Source organism: Conchiformibius kuhniae DSM 17694 (assembly GCF_000428785.1).
GTDB lineage: Bacteria > Pseudomonadota > Gammaproteobacteria > Burkholderiales > Neisseriaceae > Conchiformibius > Conchiformibius kuhniae.
The window spans coordinates 1-16172 of sequence record NZ_AUAP01000024.1 but is presented as its reverse complement, the minus strand read 5'-3'; the positions used below and the strand labels follow the sequence as shown (position 1 = coordinate 16172).

Below are 16172 nucleotides of genomic sequence, written 5' to 3'. Positions count from 1 at the left end.
AAAGCACCACCATGTCCCCACCCCTTATCCGCATCGGCACGGGCGGCTACAGCGACACCGCCCTGCTCGGCACACTCTATCCGCACGGCACGCCCCCAAGCGACTTTCTGCGCCTGTACGCCTGCCACTACGATGCCGTGGAAATCAACAGCACGTTTCACGCGCCGATTGGCGGACGCGCCTTGCAGGGCATGGCGGAAAAAGCCGCCGGCAAGCTGCGTTTTTCCGTGAAGCTGCATCAGGATTTCAGCCACAAACGCCGTGCCGGTGCCGTGCAGGCGCGTCATTTTCTGAATGCCTTGCGCCCTTTGGGCGATGCTTTGGCAAACGTGTGCGTGCAGTTTCCCGAAAGCTTTGAGCGTAATCCCGCCAACCGCCGCTATTTGGCGGAACTGGTTTCGTGGTTTGCGGAAATACCGTTGGCAATGGAGTTCCGCCACCACAGTTGGCACATTCCGCAGGTATTTGAATTTTTTGCCGCGCAACCGCAATTGCTGTGGTGCAATGTGGATTATCCGCCCCGCATCGGTTTGCCCGAATCCGTGTTCCGCCCCTTGCACCGGACGGCATACATGCGTTTGCACGGGCGCAATCCGCACTGGCGGGCAGCGCACTCCGCCGCCGAACGGCACGATTACCGTTATCAAGACCATGAGTTAAAACAGCTTGCCGATACGCTGCACCGTCATCGCGATGATTTTGACGAGCTGTATCTGTATTTTCAAAACACCACCCGCAGCCATTCGTTTTACAATATTCCCGTTTTGAAAGCGTATTTGGCATCGGCGGGCTTTGCCGTGAAAACGGCAACGGACGGATACGCGGGCGCACAGGCACAGTTGTTTGATTAAAAAAGCGGACACCCGATAAGGTGTCCGCTTATGCTTTATTTGGTCTTTATTCGGCTGACGCTTGTGCCGTGTTTTCGCCGCTTTCGTCTTCAAGGGCGGCTTTCACTGCCGTACGCCACGCATGACGGCGGCTGCGGTGGTAGCTCAAGCCCGTGCCTGCCGGAATCAGACGGCCGACAATCACGTTTTCCTTCAAGCCGCGCAAATCGTCTTTTTTGCCCATAATCGCCGCTTCGGTAAGCACGCGCGTGGTTTCTTGGAACGATGCTGCCGAAATAAAACTGTCGGTGGACAAAGACGCTTTGGTGATGCCCAGCAAAACGTTGTCGAAACGGGCGGGGGCTTTGCCTTCGGCTTCCGCCGCTTCGTTGGCAAGCATCACTTCGGCGCGTTCGACCTGTTCGCCGGTAATGAAGCCGGTATCGCCGGGGTCGGTAATGGTTACGCGGCGCAGCATTTGGCGGATAATCACCTCGATGTGTTTGTCGGAGATTTTCACGCCCTGCAAGCGGTACACTTCCTGCACTTCCTGCACGATGTAGCGCGCCAGCGCCTCAATGCCCTGCAAACGCAGAATATCGTGCGGATCCACAGCGCCGTCCACCACCGTTTCGCCCTTGTTCACCACTTGGCCGTCATGCACCAGCAGGTTTTTCTCTTTCGACACCAGCGTTTCGTGTGCCACGCCGTCCGGCTCGGTAATCACCAAACGTTGTTTGCCTTTGGTTTCCTTGCCGAACGATACCGTGCCGGTTACCTCCGCCAGCATGCCCGCATCTTTGGGAATACGCGCTTCAAACAGCTCCGCCACACGCGGCAGACCGCCGGTAATATCGCGGGTTTTGGAGGTTGCCTGCGGAATCCGCGCAATCACCGCGCCTTTGCCCACGTCCTGACCTTCGCGCACGGCAATCACCGCGCCGACTTGGAAGGCAACGGACACGGGTGTTTTCGTTCCCGGAATCATCACGTGTTCGCCGTTTTCGTCCAACAGGCGCAGGGTCGGGCGCAGCAGCTTGCTGGCAGACGACATGCGCCGTTTGCCGTCAATCACCACCAGTGTGGACAAGCCTGTGGTTTCATCGGTTTGACGGCTGACGGTAACGCCTTCTTCCACGTTTTCAAATTCCACGCGTCCGGCGTGTTCGGTGATAATCGGGTGGGTGTGCGGGTCCCATGTTGCCAGCAGTGCGCCCGCTTGCAACTCTTCGCCGTCATACACTTTCAAAGTCGCGCCGTAGGGGACTTTGTGGCGTTCGCGCTCGCGCCCGATTTGGTCGTGAATCACGATTTCGCAGGAGCGTCCGATGACAATCAGTTCGCCTTTGCTGTTGGCGATGTAGCGCATTTGGCTGGAGAAGCGCACGGTGCCGTTGGATTTGGCTTCCACTTGGCTGGCGGCGGCGGCACGCGATGCCGCACCGCCGATGTGGAAGGTACGCATGGTAAGCTGCGTGCCCGGTTCGCCGATGGACTGCGCCGCAATCACGCCCACCGCTTCGCCGGTGTTCACCAGTTTGCCGCGTGCCAAGTCGCGGCCGTAGCATTTGGCGCACAGGCCGTAACGGGTTTGGCAGGTAATCGGGGTGCGTACTTTCACTTCGTCCACGCCCGAGCCGTCAATCAAGTCCACCAAACGTTCGTCCAGCAGCGTGCCGGCTTCGACCAGTGTCGCGCCGGTGGCGGGGTGGATGATGTCGCAAGCGGCAACGCGCCCCAAAATGCGTTCGCGCAGCGATTCGATGATGTCGCCGCCCTGCACCACTGCTTTCATGGAGAAGCCTTCGTCCGTGCCGCAGTCGTCTTCCACCACCACCAAATCTTGGGTAACGTCCACCAAACGGCGGGTCAGGTAGCCCGAGTTGGCGGTTTTCAGCGCGGTGTCCGCCAAGCCTTTACGCGCACCGTGCGTGGCAATAAAGTATTGCAATACCGTCAAGCCCTCGCGGAAGTTGGCGGTAATCGGCGTTTCGATAATCGAGCCATCCGGTTTCGCCATCAAACCGCGCATGCCGGAAAGCTGTTTGATTTGCGCTGCCGAACCGCGCGCGCCCGAATCCGCCATCATGTAGATGGAGTTGAACGACTCTTGGTACACTTCGTTGCCGTCGCGGTCAATCACCTTTTCTTTGGACAGGTTGTCCATCATGGCTTTGGCGATTTTGTCGCCGGCATCGCCCCAAATGTCCACCACTTTGTTGTAGCGTTCGCCGTTGGTTACCAAACCTTTTTGGTATTGGTCTTCGATTTCGCGCACTTCGGCGTTTGCCGCAGCCAGCAGCGCGGGTTTTTCTTTCGGCACTTTCATGTCGTCCACGCAGATGGAAATGCCGCCTTTGGCCGCCAAAGCAAAACCGGTGTACATCAGATGGTCGGCAAAAATCACCGTGTCGCGCAGGCCGCACAAGCGGAACGAAGCGTTAATCAGCTTGGAAATCGCTTTTTTGGTCAGCGACAGGTTCACATACTCAAACGGCAAACCTTTGGGCAGGATTTCAGACAGCAGCGCACGTCCCACAGTGGTTTCGTAGCGTTTCACCACCGGTTCAAACTCGTCCTGCTCGTTTTTCACCCACTCGCGCAGGCGCACGGTGATTTTGCTGCCCAACTGCACCTGTTTGGTGTGGTAGGCGCGGTGGACTTCCTTCACATCGGCAAACAGCGTGCCTTCGCCCTTGCCGTTCACCAGCTCGCGGGTCATGTAATACAAGCCCAAGACGATGTCTTGCGAAGGCACGATAATCGGCTCGCCGTTGGCGGGGGCGAGGACGTTGTTGGAAGCCAGCATCAGGGTACGCGCTTCCATTTGCGCTTCCAAGCTCAAGGGCACGTGTACCGCCATTTGGTCGCCGTCAAAGTCGGCGTTGAACGCGGCGCACACGAGCGGGTGGAGCTGAATCGCCTTACCTTCAATCAAAATCGGCTCAAACGCCTGAATGCCCAAACGGTGCAGGGTCGGCGCACGGTTGAGCAAAATCGGGTGTTCGCGAATCACTTCTTCGAGAATGTCCCACACTTCCGCCACTTCCTGTTCCACCAGTTTTTTGGCGGCTTTGACGGTGGTGGCGAGTTCGCGCTGCTCGAGTTTGTGGAAAATAAACGGCTTGAACAATTCCAATGCCATTTTTTTCGGCAAACCGCATTGGTGCAGGCGCAGGTAGGGACCTACGGTAATCACGGAACGGCCGGAATAGTCCACGCGCTTGCCGAGCAGGTTTTGACGGAAACGGCCGCTTTTGCCCTTAATCATATCGGACAAGGATTTAAGCGGACGTTTGTTCGCGCCCGTCATCGCCTTGCCGCGCCGACCGTTGTCCAGCAGCGAATCCACCGCTTCCTGAAGCATACGTTTTTCGTTGCGGACAATGATGTCGGGCGCGCGCAATTCCAGCAGGCGTTTCAAACGGTTGTTGCGGTTGATGACACGGCGGTACAAATCGTTCAAATCGGACGTGGCAAAGCGTCCGCCGTCAAGCGGCACAAGCGGGCGCAAATCAGGCGGCAATACAGGCAGCACGTCCATAATCATCCATTCCAGCTTCATGCCGGAACGTTGGAAGGCTTCCAACACTTTCAAACGCTTCGCCAGTTTTTTGATTTTGGTGTCCGAACCCGTGCTTTGCAATTCTTGGCGCAGCAGCTCGATTTCCTGCTCGATGTTCATGGTGCGCAGCAGTTCGCGCACGCCCTCCGCGCCCATGTGCGCGTCAAACTCTTCGCCGAATTCTTCAATTTTGGCGTAGTAGTCTTCTTCGGTGAGCAGTTGGCGGCGTTGCAGGGTGGTCAGACCGGGGTCGGTTACCACAAAGGCTTCAAAATACAGCACGCGCTCGATGTCGCGCAGGGTCATGTCCAACACCATGCCCAAGCGCGAGGGCAGCGATTTCAAAAACCAGATGTGGGCAACGGGCGCGGCCAGCTCCAAATGCCCCATGCGCTCGCGGCGCACTTTGGTGAGGGTAACTTCCACGCCGCATTTTTCGCAGGTTACGCCTTTGAATTTCAAACGCTTGTATTTTCCGCACAAGCATTCGTAGTCTTTCACCGGCCCGAAAATTTTGGCGCAGAACAAGCCGTCCCGTTCGGGCTTGAAGGTGCGGTAGTTGATGGTTTCCGGCTTTTTCACTTCGCCGTACGACCACGAGCGAATCGTGTCGGGCGAGGCGATGCCGATTTTGATGGCGTCAAATTCTTCCGAACCCGCCTGTTGCAGGGGGCTGAACAAATCGGTTAAGTTCATAATGGCTCCTTAAAATTCGGACGGTTTTTCAGGCTGCCTGAAAAATCAACGGTAGGCTTCGCACTGCACTTTTTGCGGCGTGCAAAACATTTCGGCGTGTTTGGCGCGGCATTGTTTCAACACGTCCAAACGCGCCCGCCCGCGCGAGGCGTGTTCGCTGCGGAAGGTGTCGGTAAACGCGCTGATGCGGCACACATGCACGGCTTGTTCGGGCGGCGCGGGCGGCAAACGCTCCGCCAACAGGCGGTTTACCTGTTCGGTGAGCCGCGCCACTTGTGCTTCCAAACGGGCGATGCGTTCTTCGGCGGTTTGCGCCTGCGCCGCCGCCGTGATGCCGCACAACAGCGCGGCGCACAGGTATTTTTTCAACATCATTGTTTTTTCAGATTGTATTTGCTGTTTTTCGCGTCATAGGCTTTGGCATCGTCCGCCAACTGTTGCAGATGCCCTTCGGCGACAAACAGGCGCATCGGGTTGTTTTTGCCGTCCAGCTTGATGATGCTGCCGTCTGCTTCCCACGCGAATTTGCCGCTTTCCTGTTCTTTCAACTGCTCTTTGCCGCCTTGGTAGTCCATGCTCAAGTCGTAGGACATATCGTCTTTCAGCACCAGCGTTACCGCGATTTGGGCGCAATCGGCGCAGGGCAGTTCGCCTTGATAGGTGCCTGCCCAATCCAGCGAGTTGGCGGCATTGTGTTCATCGGCGTGATGGTCATGTCCGTCCGAAGCGTGGTGGTGGTCGTCATGGTTGTCATGCGCTGCGGATGCGGACGGGGCGGCGGCTTCAACGGGCGCGGATGCGGCGGGGGCGGCGGTTTGCACCGGTGCGGTTTCGTTGCCGCCGTTGCAGGCAGCCAGCACGAATGCGGCGGCGAATGCCAGTAAGGTTTTGAGTTTGTTCATTTTGGTTTTTCCTTATTGAATAAAAATTGTTTCAGACGGCCTGAAAAACAATGTGGCTCAAGCACCGTCATTCCCGCGCAGGCGGGAATCCAAGTCGGTGCAAAACACCGTTGGCAAAAATCGGCAATGGATTCCCGCATTCGCGGGAATGACGGCGGGGTTGGTCTATCATAGGGCGCACCCTACTGCAACTGAAAGCCGGTAGCCCACACCAAACAACGCCGTCGGCACATATCCCAATACCAAGTGGGGCAAATTGGTTTTTGCATGATTCGGGCTGCCCGCCAGCCGCTACGGCAATTTTTGAATATCGGGATAGGCTTTTTTCACCATGTTTTTGTGCCGTTCCTGCCAAGACATATACGACCATTTTCCTTGGTCTTTCACACCAAACAGCTTGCCCTTCACCGCCACGCCGGATACGGTGGTTACCGTGGGAACAAACACATAATCCCGCCCTGTTTTGGATTGGTACACTTTGATTTTTCCCAAATCCGCCTGCATTTTGATTTCAAAATCCGCCATGCTTTGGGTCATGTCCACCAGCATTTTTTTGGTATCCGCCACAGGCAAATCCAGCATTTTCGCCATTTCTTTCAAAACGGGTTCGGGCATCATGTCCACCACCACCTTGCCGTTTTTCTCTTTCACGGCTTGTTTCATTTTTTTGATGTCTTGGCGAATGGTTTGTTCGTCATTTTTGTCGTAGGCAAACGCAGATGCCGACAACAACGCGCCCACCACCGCCACAAACAAACGGTTTTTGATTGATTTCATTGTTTCACTCCTTAAAATAGAGAAAAAATAGAGAAGAAAAATATTTCAGGCTATCTGAAAAACATCGCGCCTTACCGTTTCCGTATCAAACGGTAAATCCCGTAACACAACAAAGGCAGATAAGCCACTGCCGCACACGCCAACAACACAAAGACATTTTCGCTGTTTACGAAAAAATCCCAATGCGCCCGCAAGCTGTAATCGTTTTGCAGCAAAACATGATGCCCGGCAGTATCGCCATAGCGGGTAAATTGCAAAAACAGAAACAGCCCAACCGTCAGCACCAAGCCGATGCGGTTTAAACGGCAGCGTATCTTGTCATGTGCCATGGCACTTGTTGTCTTTTTGCCCGTCATTCCCGCGCAGTCGGGAATCCATTTCCGATTTTCCCAACGGCGTTTTTGGTTTTAAACTTCATTTATCCCGTTTACAGTGTAAAGTTAATCCATCTTTCGTATCACGCCACAGTATTGTATCGGTATTTTTCAGATGAACCGTATATTTTTCCGTTTGTTCTATTTTGTTTTGAATCATTTTGGAAAACAAAATGAACATGACTTTATCAATAAACTGTAGCCCATCATCTTGAACCGCTTCGGCTTGGTGAATGCGCTCGAATGTCAAAAAACGTATTTTTCGCGTCAAGATATTATTTTCCAAAGACCATTTTCCTTCAGATTTAGCACGGTAATTCAAAACGTAAGGAGCTTTTTCTGCTTCTTTAAGTGATGTTTCCCCCTCATCTGAAAACGCACCGTCCGCCTGAATTTGAATGCGTTCATGACCTTTGGCATAGAACCCCATTTCTTTATCGTAATGCTCGCCGCTACACGACCAATTACCGACCAGTTGTTGCGGCTTCACGGTAACAGGCTTTGCCCATGCCGACACAGCCAACAAACCAAAGAAAATCATCATTAACTTTTTCATGATTTTTTCCTTAAACGGTTTATAAAAGTTTCAGGCTGCCGGAAAACCCGAAACCCTTTTTCAGGCAGCCTGCGGACATCAATTCTGTTCCAAATCAATATCCAAGCCCAGCGAACGGATTTCTTTCACAATCACATTAAACGATTCGGGCATGCCCGCATCAATTTTGTGTTCGCCCTTGACGATGTTTTCATACATTTTGGTACGGCCGGTAACGTCGTCCGATTTCACCGTCAGCATTTCCTGCAAGGTATAAGCCGCGCCGTAGGCTTCCAACGCCCACACCTCCATCTCACCAAAACGCTGACCACCAAACTGCGCTTTACCACCCAAAGGCTGCTGCGTAACCAAGCTGTACGGGCCGGTGGAACGCGCGTGCATTTTTTCGTCCACCAAGTGATGCAGTTTCAGATAGTGCATCACGCCCACGGTTACGCGGCGGTCAAACGGTTCGCCGGAACGACCGTCATACAGGGTAATTTGGGTTTTGCTTTCGTTAAAGCCCAGTTTCTGCACTTCGGGGTCGTCATCGGGATACGCCAAATCCAGCATTTGGTAGATTTCGTCTTCTTTCGCGCCGTCAAACACGGGGGAGGCGAAAGTCGCGCCGCGTTTGAGGTTGTGCGCCAAAGCGATGATTTCCTCATCGTTGAGCGATTTCAGGTCTTCGCTCTTGCCGCTACCGTTGTACAGTTTTTCCAAGAAGGCGCGGATTTCTTTGACTTTACGCTGTTCGTCCAGCATTTTTTCAATGCGCCGGCCGATGCCTTTCGCCGCCCAGCCCAAATGCACTTCCAAAATCTGTCCGATGTTCATGCGCGAGGGTACGCCGAGCGGGTTCAACACGATGTCCACCGTGCGGCCGTCCGCCATATAGGGCATGTCTTCCACCGGCAGAATGCGCGACACCACGCCTTTGTTACCGTGCCGGCCCGCCATTTTGTCGCCTGCCTGCAAGCGGCGTTTGATGGCGATAAACACTTTCACCATTTTTTGCACGCCGGGCGGCAGTTCGTCGCCCTGCGTCATTTTTTTCTTTTTGACTTCGTATTGCTCTTCGGCTTCTTCGCGTTTTTGTTGCAGGGAAAGTTTGGTCAGTTCAAGCTGTTTCGCCAAACTTTCATCTGCCAAACGCACGTCAAACCAATCATGACGGGTGGGCAGGGAATGCAGGTATTCGGCGGTGATTTCCTTGCCTTTGGCGAGTTTGAGCGGGCCGCCGTTGGCGGTTTGTCCCACCATCATGCGTTCCAAACGGTCAAAAGCGTCGTTGTCAAAAATGCGGATTTGGTCGTTCAAGTCTTGGCGGTAACGCTTCAGCTCGGCATCGATGATGGACTGGGCGCGTTTGTCGCGCTGAATGCCTTCGCGGGTAAACACCTGCACGTCAATCACCGTGCCGCTCATGCCCGTAGGCATACGCAGGGAGGTGTCTTTCACGTCCGAAGCTTTTTCGCCGAAAATCGCCCGCAGCAGTTTTTCTTCGGGGGTAAGTTGGGTTTCGCCTTTGGGGGTAACTTTGCCGACCAGCACGTCGCCCGCTTCCACTTCCGCACCGATGTAGACGATGCCCGATTCGTCCAAGCGGTTTTGCATGCGCTCGGACAGGTTGGGAATGTCGCGGGTGATGTCTTCCGCGCCGAGTTTGGTGTCGCGTGCTACCACGTTGAGTTCTTCAATGTGAATGGAGGTGTAGCGGTCGTCTGCGGCGACTTTTTCTGAAATCAGAATGGAGTCTTCGTAGTTGTAGCCGTTCCAAGGCATAAAGGCGATGGTCATGTTTTGACCGAGCGCGAGTTCGCCCAAGTCGGTGGACGCGCCGTCCGCAATCAAATCGCCCGCCGCCAACACGTCGCCCGCTTTGACGGCGGGGCGTTGGTTGATGTTGGTGGATTGGTTGGAACGGGTGAATTTCACCAAGTTGTAGATGTCCACGCCCACTTCGCCGGCGGTGGCTTCTTCGTCATGCACGCGCACCACCACGCGGTTGGCATCAACGTATTCCACCACGCCGCCGCGCCGCGCCACAATCGCGGTGGCGCTGTCCACCGCCACCGAACGCTCGATGCCGGTACCGACCATCGGTTTTTCGGGGCGCAGGCAGGGGACGGCCTGACGCTGCATGTTCGCGCCCATCAAGGCGCGGTTGGCGTCGTCGTGTTCCAAAAAGGGAATCAGCGAGGCGGCCACGGAAACGATTTGTCCGGTGGCGATGTCCATGTATTGCACGCGTTCGGGCGCTGCCAAGATGGTTTCGCCTTTTTCGCGGCAGGTAATCAAATCCCCTTTCAGGCAGCCTTGTGCGTCCAGCTCGGCACTGGCTTGGGCGATGACGTAACGTCCTTCTTCAATCGCGGACAGGTAATGCACTTCATCGGTTACTTTGCCGTTTTCCACGCGGCGGTAGGGCGTTTCCAAAAAGCCGTATTCGTTGGTGCGGGCAAACACCGCCAGCGAGTTAATCAAACCGATGTTCGGGCCTTCGGGCGTTTCAATCGGGCAGACGCGGCCGTAGTGGGTGGGGTGCACGTCCCGCACTTCAAAGCCCGCGCGTTCGCGGGTCAAACCGCCCGGGCCCAGCGCGGACACGCGGCGTTTGTGGGTGATTTCCGAAAGCGGGTTGGTTTGGTCCATAAACTGCGAAAGCTGGCTGGAACCGAAAAATTCTTTAATCGCGGCGGAAACGGGTTTGGCGTTAATCAGGTCGGTGGGCATCAGGTTTTCGCTTTCCGCCTGATTCAAACGCTCTTTTACCGCGCGTTCCACCCGTGCCAAGCCGGAACGGAACTGGTTTTCCACCAATTCGCCCACGGAACGCACGCGGCGGTTGCCCAAGTGGTCGATGTCGTCCACTTCGCCGTGTCCGTTACGCAGTTCCACCAGCGTGGCGATGGTAACGACAATGTCGTCCACGCTCAAAATAAAGCCGCCTTTGTCGGCCGCGCCTTCCAAAGTTTGATTCAGCAAACGGTCGTACCAGCCGCCCTCTTGTTCGGGCAGCAGCTTTTGCTGGTAGGTGCGGGTGTTGAACTTCATGCGTCCCACACGCGACAAATCGTAGCTTTCTTCTTGGAAAAACAGGCGTTGGAACAGGGCTTCCACCGCTTCTTCGGTCGGCGGTTCGCCGGGGCGCATCATGCGGTAGATGGCGATGCGGGCGGCGTTTTGGTCGGCGGTTTCATCGGTGCGCAGCGTGGCGGAAATATAGCCGCCGTGGTCCATTTCATTGACAAACAGGGTGTCGATTTGGGTGATGCCGCTAATATCCAGTTGCGCCAACAGTTCTTCGGTAATTTCGCTGTTGGCTTGGGCGATGACTTCGCCGGTGGCGGTGTCAATCACGGCTTTTGCCAAGGCTTTGCCAATCAGGGTTTCCGTTTCCACCGTCATGCGGGTCAGCCCCGCTTTTTCAATATTGCGCAAATCTTTGCTGTTCACGCGCTTGCCCGCCGCCACCAGCACGTTGCCTTCGGCATCGACAATGTCGCATTTGGCGGTTTCGCCTTTCAAACGCGCCGGCACCAAATCGGTTTCCACCTTCTCTTTGGACAGGTAATAGGTTTCGGTGTCGTAAAACATTTCCAGCATCTGCTCGTCGCTGTAGCCCAAAGCGCGGAGCAGAATGGTTACCGGCATTTTGCGGCGGCGGTCAATGCGGAAATAGAGCAGGTCTTTCGGGTCAAACTCAAAATCCAACCACGAGCCGCGATAGGGAATAATCCGCGCCGAAAACAGCAACTTGCCGGAAGAATGGGTTTTGCCGCGGTCGTGTTCAAAAAATACGCCGGGCGAACGGTGAAGCTGCGACACAATCACGCGCTCGGTGCCGTTAATCACAAACGAGCCGCTCGGCGTCATCAGGGGGATTTCGCCCATATACACTTCGTTTTCCCGCGCTTCTTTAATCACTTTGGCGGAAGCGGGGGAATCTTTGTCGTAGATTTTCAGGCGGATACGCGCACGAAGCGGCGCGGCGTAAGTGATGCCGCGCAGTTGGCATTCGGGAATGTCAAACAAAGGCTCGCCCAAAATATAATGCACGAAATCCAATTCGGCATAACCGTTGTTGCTCACAATCGGGAAAATGGACGTAAACGCTGCCTGCAGGCCTTCTTCGTTTTTACGCTCGTTGTAAGCGCGGTCTTGTTGCAGGAATTTGCCGTAAGACTCAAGCTGGGTGGTCAGCAGATACGGCACTTTCTCCACCGAGCCGCGCTTGGCGAAACTTTTGCGGATGCGTTTTTTTTCGGTAAATGTGTAACTCATCGTGATACTCCTGAAAGGACGGCGTTATTTGCAAAAACGGTACAGGCTGCCTGAAAAAACACCGACAACGTGCAAAAAGATTTGTGAAAGAAAACGGAATAACGGACAATGCGCCTTATGCGTGTCGGCGCGGCATCAAAGGGCAGCAAGCGGCGCGTGCCGCACAAATAGAAGAAAACCAATGCTTTTTGCCCATGATTCCAGACTCCTGCCGCCAACGGAGCGGGCGGCCTGATTAAGATTTAATATAACTTTACAAAAATTTTCTGAAAATTAAACAAAAATCAGTAAATTTTTGTAAATTTACATTTTAAACATCACGAAAGCGCAACAAGGCTGGCAGTAAAACTGCCAGCCTGTTGCATCAAATTGTCGCCAAACGCGGATTATTTGATTTCCACTTTCGCACCGGCATCTTCAAGCTGTTTCTTGATGTCATCGGCTTCGGCTTGGGAAACGCCTTCTTTAAGGGTTTTGGGCGCACCGTCCACCAAGTCTTTGGCTTCTTTCAAGCCCAAGCCGGTGATGGCGCGAACCACTTTAATTACGCCTACTTTTTGGTCGCCTGCGGAAGCCAGAACCACGTCAAATTCGGTTTTCGCTTCTTCGGCGGCACCGCCTGCGGCAGGGCCGGCAGCAACGGCAACGGCGGCGGCAGAAACGCCGAATTTCTCTTCAAACGCTTTCACCAGCTCGTTCAATTCCATTACGGTCAGATTGCTTACCGCTTCCAAAATGTCTTCTTTAGTAATAGCCATGCTATTCAAGCTCCTAATATTGGGTAAAATTCAAAATGTTCAAATCGTTGCAAAAACGTGCGGATTAAGCCGCTTCGCTTTCTTTTTTCTCCGCCAATGCCGCCAAACCGCGTGCAAAACCGGAAACCGGTGCCTGCATCACGAACAACAGTTTGGACAACAGCTCTTCGCGGCTCGGAATCGATGCCAACTCAGTTACCTGAGCGGTATTCAACACTTCGCCATTGTAAGAACCGGCTTTGATAACGATTTTGTCGTCTTTTTTCGCGAATTGGTGCAGCACTTTTGCGGCGGCAACGGCATCTTCCGATGCGGCGTAAACCAAAGGCCCGACCATTTGGTCGGCCAAGCCCGCAAACGAAGTACCTTCAACCGCACGGCGCGCCAATGTGTTTTTCAGAACGCGCAAATAAACGCCTTCTTTCCGCGCATTGGCACGCAGCTCGGTCATGCTGGCAACACTGATACCGCGATATTCGGCAATCACCATAGTTTGCGCGTTGCCGATACCGGCAACAATCTCTTCTACGGCTGCTTTCTTGGTTTCAATATTGAGACTCAAGGTCTACCTCCCACTGTTTAAAATCAGAACGCGCAAAACGCATTCCACCAGCGCGGCAACCCGGAAAGACATTTTGCAAGCGGCGCTTGCACACACCTTCGGACCACCGTCTGCGTAGGGCGTAAAGATTAAAGCTCGCGCTCCCTACGGTCTTGGACATCTGCTTGTTGAGCAGTCCGTTTCAGGCAGCCCGTTTGGTTTCAGGCTGCCTGAAAATCTTTATTTGCCGTTTACGGCGGCAACATCTACGCGCACACCCAAGCCCATGGTGCTGGATACGGCGATTTTTTTCAGATACTGACCTTTGGCGGCGGCGGGTTTGGCTTTTACCAAAGCGTCCAGCAGCGCGTCAAAGTTTTCTTTCAAATCGGCTTCGGCAAAAGAAGCGCGACCGATGGTGGCATGAATGATACCTGCTTTATCGGTACGGTATTGCACCTGACCGGCTTTGGCGTTTTTCACCGCTTCGGCAACATTCGGGGTAACCGTGCCGACTTTCGGGTTCGGCATCAAACCGCGCGGGCCCAAAATCGTACCCAACTGACCGACAATGCGCATGGCATCGGGCGATGCGATGACCACATCAAAATCCAAATTGCCTTTTTTGACTTCTTCCGCCAAATCTTCAAAACCGACCACGTCCGCACCGGCGGCTTTGGCGGCTTCGGCATTTGCGCCCTGCGTGAACACGGCAACGCGGGTGGTTTTGCCCGTGCCTTTGGGCAACACGACCGAACCGCGAATTACTTGGTCGGATTTGCGCGGGTCTACACCCAAATTGAACGACACATCAACGGATTCGTCAAATTTGGCGGTGGCGGCTTTTTTCACCAGCGCAATCGCCTCTTCAACGGGATACAGCTTGTTCGCTTCAACGGAAGCACGCAAGGCTTTCAAACGTTTGGATACTTTTGCCATGTTACACGCCCTCCACATTCAAACCCATAGAACGGGCAGAACCCGCGATGGTGCGTACTGCCGCGTCCAAATCCGCCGCCGTCAGGTCGGGTTCTTTGGTTTTGGCGATTTCTTCCAACTGGGCGCGGGTAACCGTACCGACTTTGTTGGTCAAGGGATTGGCGCTGCCTTTTTGCAAACCGGCTGCTTTTTTCAGCAGAATGGTTGCGGGCGGCGTTTTCATCACGAAAGTGAAAGACTTATCCGCAAACGCGGTAATCACCACCGGAATCGGCAAGCCCGGTTCCATGCCTTGGGTGGCGGCATTAAATGCCTTACAAAATTCCATAATGTTCAAACCGCGCTGACCCAAAGCAGGGCCGACAGGCGGCGAAGGATTAGCTTTACCTGCAGGAATTTGCAGTTTGATGTAGCCGACAACTTTTTTTGCCATTTAAATAAGCTCCAAAAACGGGTATGACGCAGACTGGCGCTGCTCCCCAAAAAATCAAGCGGACAATTATAATTATTCTGTTTTGATTTCGCAAGCAAAATCTTTCAGGCAGCCTGAATTACAGTTTTTCCACTTGTCCGAAATCCAATTCTACGGGCGTTTCGCGTCCGAAAATCTGCACGGTAACGCGCAATTTGTTGCGCTCGTAATCCACAAACTCCACCGCGCCGTTGAAATCGGCAAACGGCCCTTCGTTCACGCGCACCTGTTGTCCCACTTCAAACTCAATGCGCGGCTTGGGTTTTTTCTCGCCGCCCGTGCCGTCGCCGTTTACCTGCGCCATGATGTTGTCCACCTCGCGCTGCGAAATCGGCAGGGGGCGGTGCGCCGTGCCGCCGATAAAGCCGTTGATGCGCGGCGTGCTTTTCACCAAATGCCAAGAACTGTCGGTCATTTCCATTTCAATCAGCACATAACCGGGAAAAAATTTGCGCTCGGCAACGGTTTTGCGGCCGTTTTTGATGTCCACCACTTCTTCCACCGGCACGAGAATCTGACCGAAATAATCTTCCATGCCCTCGCGGGCGATGCGCTCTTTCAGGGTTTTTTGAACGTTTTTTTCAAAACCGGAATAAGCCTGTACGACATACCAACGTTTAGACATCTTCAGCCTTTCAACAAAACGGCGTTAAACAACAATGAAATCAAGCTGTCCACCCCGCCGATAAACGCGGCAAACACCGCCACAAACAAAATCACGAACATCGTCATCCGCACCGCATCGGGACGCTTCGGCCACACCACTTTTTTGACTTCGGTGGTGGAATCGCGGATATAACGAAGCAGCCTGCGCCCCATGTCGCACCAGAAAAACACAATCAGCAGCGCAATCAACACCCCGCCGATGGGAAACGCCAGATTGACATACGGCGGCAAACCTTTCACACCGTCATACGCCCAAATCCCGCCGCCCAAAAAAGCGGCGGCAATCAGCAGCTTGAAATTATCCGCCGATGATTTCGGCGTTTGCTCGTTCATGATGTGTCCTTTCAATTCGTCCCATACGATAAAAAACTAACCGGCTTTTAGACCGGTTAGTTTTCTTATTTGGCAGGCCAGGAGGGTCTCGAACCCCCAACCCTCGGTTTTGGAGACCGATACTCTACCAATTGAGCTACTGGCCTCTAAACATTATGCAATCACGCTGGAAACCACGCCCGCGCCGACGGTACGGCCGCCCTCGCGAATCGCAAAGCGCAAGCCTTCTTCCATCGCAATCGGTGCAATCAGTTCAACGGTAATGGCCACGTTTTCGCCGGGCATTACCATTTCCACGCCTTCTTCCAGAGTAACCGCGCCGGTTACGTCTGTGGTGCGGAAGTAGAATTGCGGACGGTAGTTGGCGAAGAACGGGGTGTGGCGGCCGCCTTCTTCTTTGCTCAATACGTACACTTCGGCTTTGAACTTGGTGTGCGGGGTGATGGTGCCGGGTTTCGCCAATACTTGACCGCGCTCCACATCTTCGCGTTTGGTGC

The 16172-nt window shown here is 54.2% G+C and carries 15 protein-coding genes and 1 tRNA gene; 1 reads left to right on the top strand and 15 read right to left on the bottom strand.

The features are described from left to right. Window positions 1–11 precede the first annotated feature (11 nt). Window positions 12–851, top strand: a complete 840-nt coding sequence (locus tag G392_RS0107780) for a DUF72 domain-containing protein (RefSeq protein WP_027009799.1) — start codon at window positions 12–14, stop codon at window positions 849–851. A gap of 46 nt (window positions 852–897) precedes the next feature. Here the strand turns inward: G392_RS0107780 and rpoC are convergent, their stop codons facing one another. The 15 genes from rpoC to G392_RS12465 form a co-directional block, all read right to left on the bottom strand. Beyond that, complete coding sequence (rpoC, locus tag G392_RS0107775; protein ID WP_027009798.1) at window positions 898–5091, bottom strand: DNA-directed RNA polymerase subunit beta'; 4194 nt, start codon at window positions 5089–5091, stop codon at window positions 898–900. Between the two features lie 45 nt (window positions 5092–5136). Beyond that, complete coding sequence (locus G392_RS0107770; protein ID WP_245571949.1) at window positions 5137–5466, bottom strand: hypothetical protein; 330 nt, start codon at window positions 5464–5466, stop codon at window positions 5137–5139. Beyond that, a complete protein-coding gene (locus G392_RS13080; protein ID WP_051255639.1) occupies window positions 5463–5993 on the bottom strand; it encodes a copper resistance protein NlpE in 531 nt (176 codons plus the stop codon). The genes G392_RS0107770 and G392_RS13080 overlap by 4 nt, the downstream gene beginning before the upstream one ends. A 291-nt stretch (window positions 5994–6284) precedes the next feature. Then, window positions 6285–6770, bottom strand: coding sequence for a hypothetical protein (locus G392_RS0107760; RefSeq protein WP_027009796.1), 486 nt, complete (start codon window positions 6768–6770; stop codon window positions 6285–6287). A gap of 71 nt (window positions 6771–6841) precedes the next feature. After that, on the bottom strand, window positions 6842–7099 hold the full coding sequence (locus G392_RS0107755) for a hypothetical protein (RefSeq protein ID WP_156900848.1): 258 nt from the start codon (window positions 7097–7099) through the stop codon (window positions 6842–6844). 85 nt (window positions 7100–7184) lie between these two features. Next, a complete protein-coding gene (locus G392_RS0107750; RefSeq protein ID WP_027009794.1) occupies window positions 7185–7700 on the bottom strand; it encodes a hypothetical protein in 516 nt (171 codons plus the stop codon). 78 nt (window positions 7701–7778) lie between these two features. Then, window positions 7779–11966, bottom strand: coding sequence for a DNA-directed RNA polymerase subunit beta (rpoB, locus tag G392_RS0107745; protein ID WP_027009793.1), 4188 nt, complete (start codon window positions 11964–11966; stop codon window positions 7779–7781). A 386-nt stretch (window positions 11967–12352) separates the two neighbouring features. Beyond that, entirely contained in the window at window positions 12353–12724 is a 372-nt protein-coding gene (gene rplL, locus G392_RS0107740; protein ID WP_027009792.1) for a 50S ribosomal protein L7/L12, read from the bottom strand. 64 nt (window positions 12725–12788) lie between these two features. Further along, window positions 12789–13286 carry a 50S ribosomal protein L10 gene (rplJ, locus tag G392_RS0107735; protein ID WP_027009791.1) on the bottom strand — a complete coding sequence of 166 codons (498 nt, stop codon included), beginning with the start codon at window positions 13284–13286 and terminating at the stop codon, window positions 12789–12791. A 219-nt stretch (window positions 13287–13505) separates the two neighbouring features. Continuing rightward, window positions 13506–14204, bottom strand: a complete 699-nt coding sequence (rplA, locus tag G392_RS0107730) for a 50S ribosomal protein L1 (protein ID WP_027009790.1) — start codon at window positions 14202–14204, stop codon at window positions 13506–13508. 1 nt (window position 14205) lies between these two features. Further along, the gene (rplK, locus tag G392_RS0107725) at window positions 14206–14637 is read right to left on the bottom strand and encodes a 50S ribosomal protein L11 (RefSeq protein ID WP_027009789.1); all 432 of its coding nucleotides are present in this window, start codon (window positions 14635–14637) and stop codon (window positions 14206–14208) included. A 118-nt stretch (window positions 14638–14755) separates the two neighbouring features. Beyond that, entirely contained in the window at window positions 14756–15301 is a 546-nt protein-coding gene (gene nusG / locus G392_RS0107720; RefSeq protein WP_027009788.1) for a transcription termination/antitermination protein NusG, read from the bottom strand. Between the two features lie 2 nt (window positions 15302–15303). Then, complete coding sequence (secE, locus tag G392_RS14375; protein ID WP_245571948.1) at window positions 15304–15675, bottom strand: preprotein translocase subunit SecE; 372 nt, start codon at window positions 15673–15675, stop codon at window positions 15304–15306. Window positions 15676–15745: 70 nt separating this feature from the next. After that, window positions 15746–15821 (bottom strand) — tRNA-Trp (locus G392_RS0107710). A 7-nt stretch (window positions 15822–15828) separates the two neighbouring features. Beyond that, a partial coding sequence (locus G392_RS12465) for an EF-Tu C-terminal domain-related protein (protein ID WP_034334768.1) occupies window positions 15829–16172 on the bottom strand: 344 nt, incomplete at its 5' end.

Coding starts and splice junctions, on each gene's coding strand:
- G392_RS0107780 (WP_027009799.1), top strand. CDS start 12: ATGTCCCCACCCCTTATCCGCATCGGCACGGGCGGCTACAGCGACACC.
- rpoC (WP_027009798.1), bottom strand. CDS start 5,091: ATGAACTTAACCGATTTGTTCAGCCCCCTGCAACAGGCGGGTTCGGAA.
- G392_RS0107770 (WP_245571949.1), bottom strand. CDS start 5,466: ATGATGTTGAAAAAATACCTGTGCGCCGCGCTGTTGTGCGGCATCACG.
- G392_RS13080 (WP_051255639.1), bottom strand. CDS start 5,993: ATGAACAAACTCAAAACCTTACTGGCATTCGCCGCCGCATTCGTGCTG.
- G392_RS0107760 (WP_027009796.1), bottom strand. CDS start 6,770: ATGAAATCAATCAAAAACCGTTTGTTTGTGGCGGTGGTGGGCGCGTTG.
- G392_RS0107755 (WP_156900848.1), bottom strand. CDS start 7,099: ATGGCACATGACAAGATACGCTGCCGTTTAAACCGCATCGGCTTGGTG.
- G392_RS0107750 (WP_027009794.1), bottom strand. CDS start 7,700: ATGAAAAAGTTAATGATGATTTTCTTTGGTTTGTTGGCTGTGTCGGCA.
- rpoB (WP_027009793.1), bottom strand. CDS start 11,966: ATGAGTTACACATTTACCGAAAAAAAACGCATCCGCAAAAGTTTCGCC.
- rplL (WP_027009792.1), bottom strand. CDS start 12,724: ATGGCTATTACTAAAGAAGACATTTTGGAAGCGGTAAGCAATCTGACC.
- rplA (WP_027009790.1), bottom strand. CDS start 14,204: ATGGCAAAAGTATCCAAACGTTTGAAAGCCTTGCGTGCTTCCGTTGAA.
- rplK (WP_027009789.1), bottom strand. CDS start 14,637: ATGGCAAAAAAAGTTGTCGGCTACATCAAACTGCAAATTCCTGCAGGT.
- nusG (WP_027009788.1), bottom strand. CDS start 15,301: ATGTCTAAACGTTGGTATGTCGTACAGGCTTATTCCGGTTTTGAAAAA.
- secE (WP_245571948.1), bottom strand. CDS start 15,675: ATGAACGAGCAAACGCCGAAATCATCGGCGGATAATTTCAAGCTGCTG.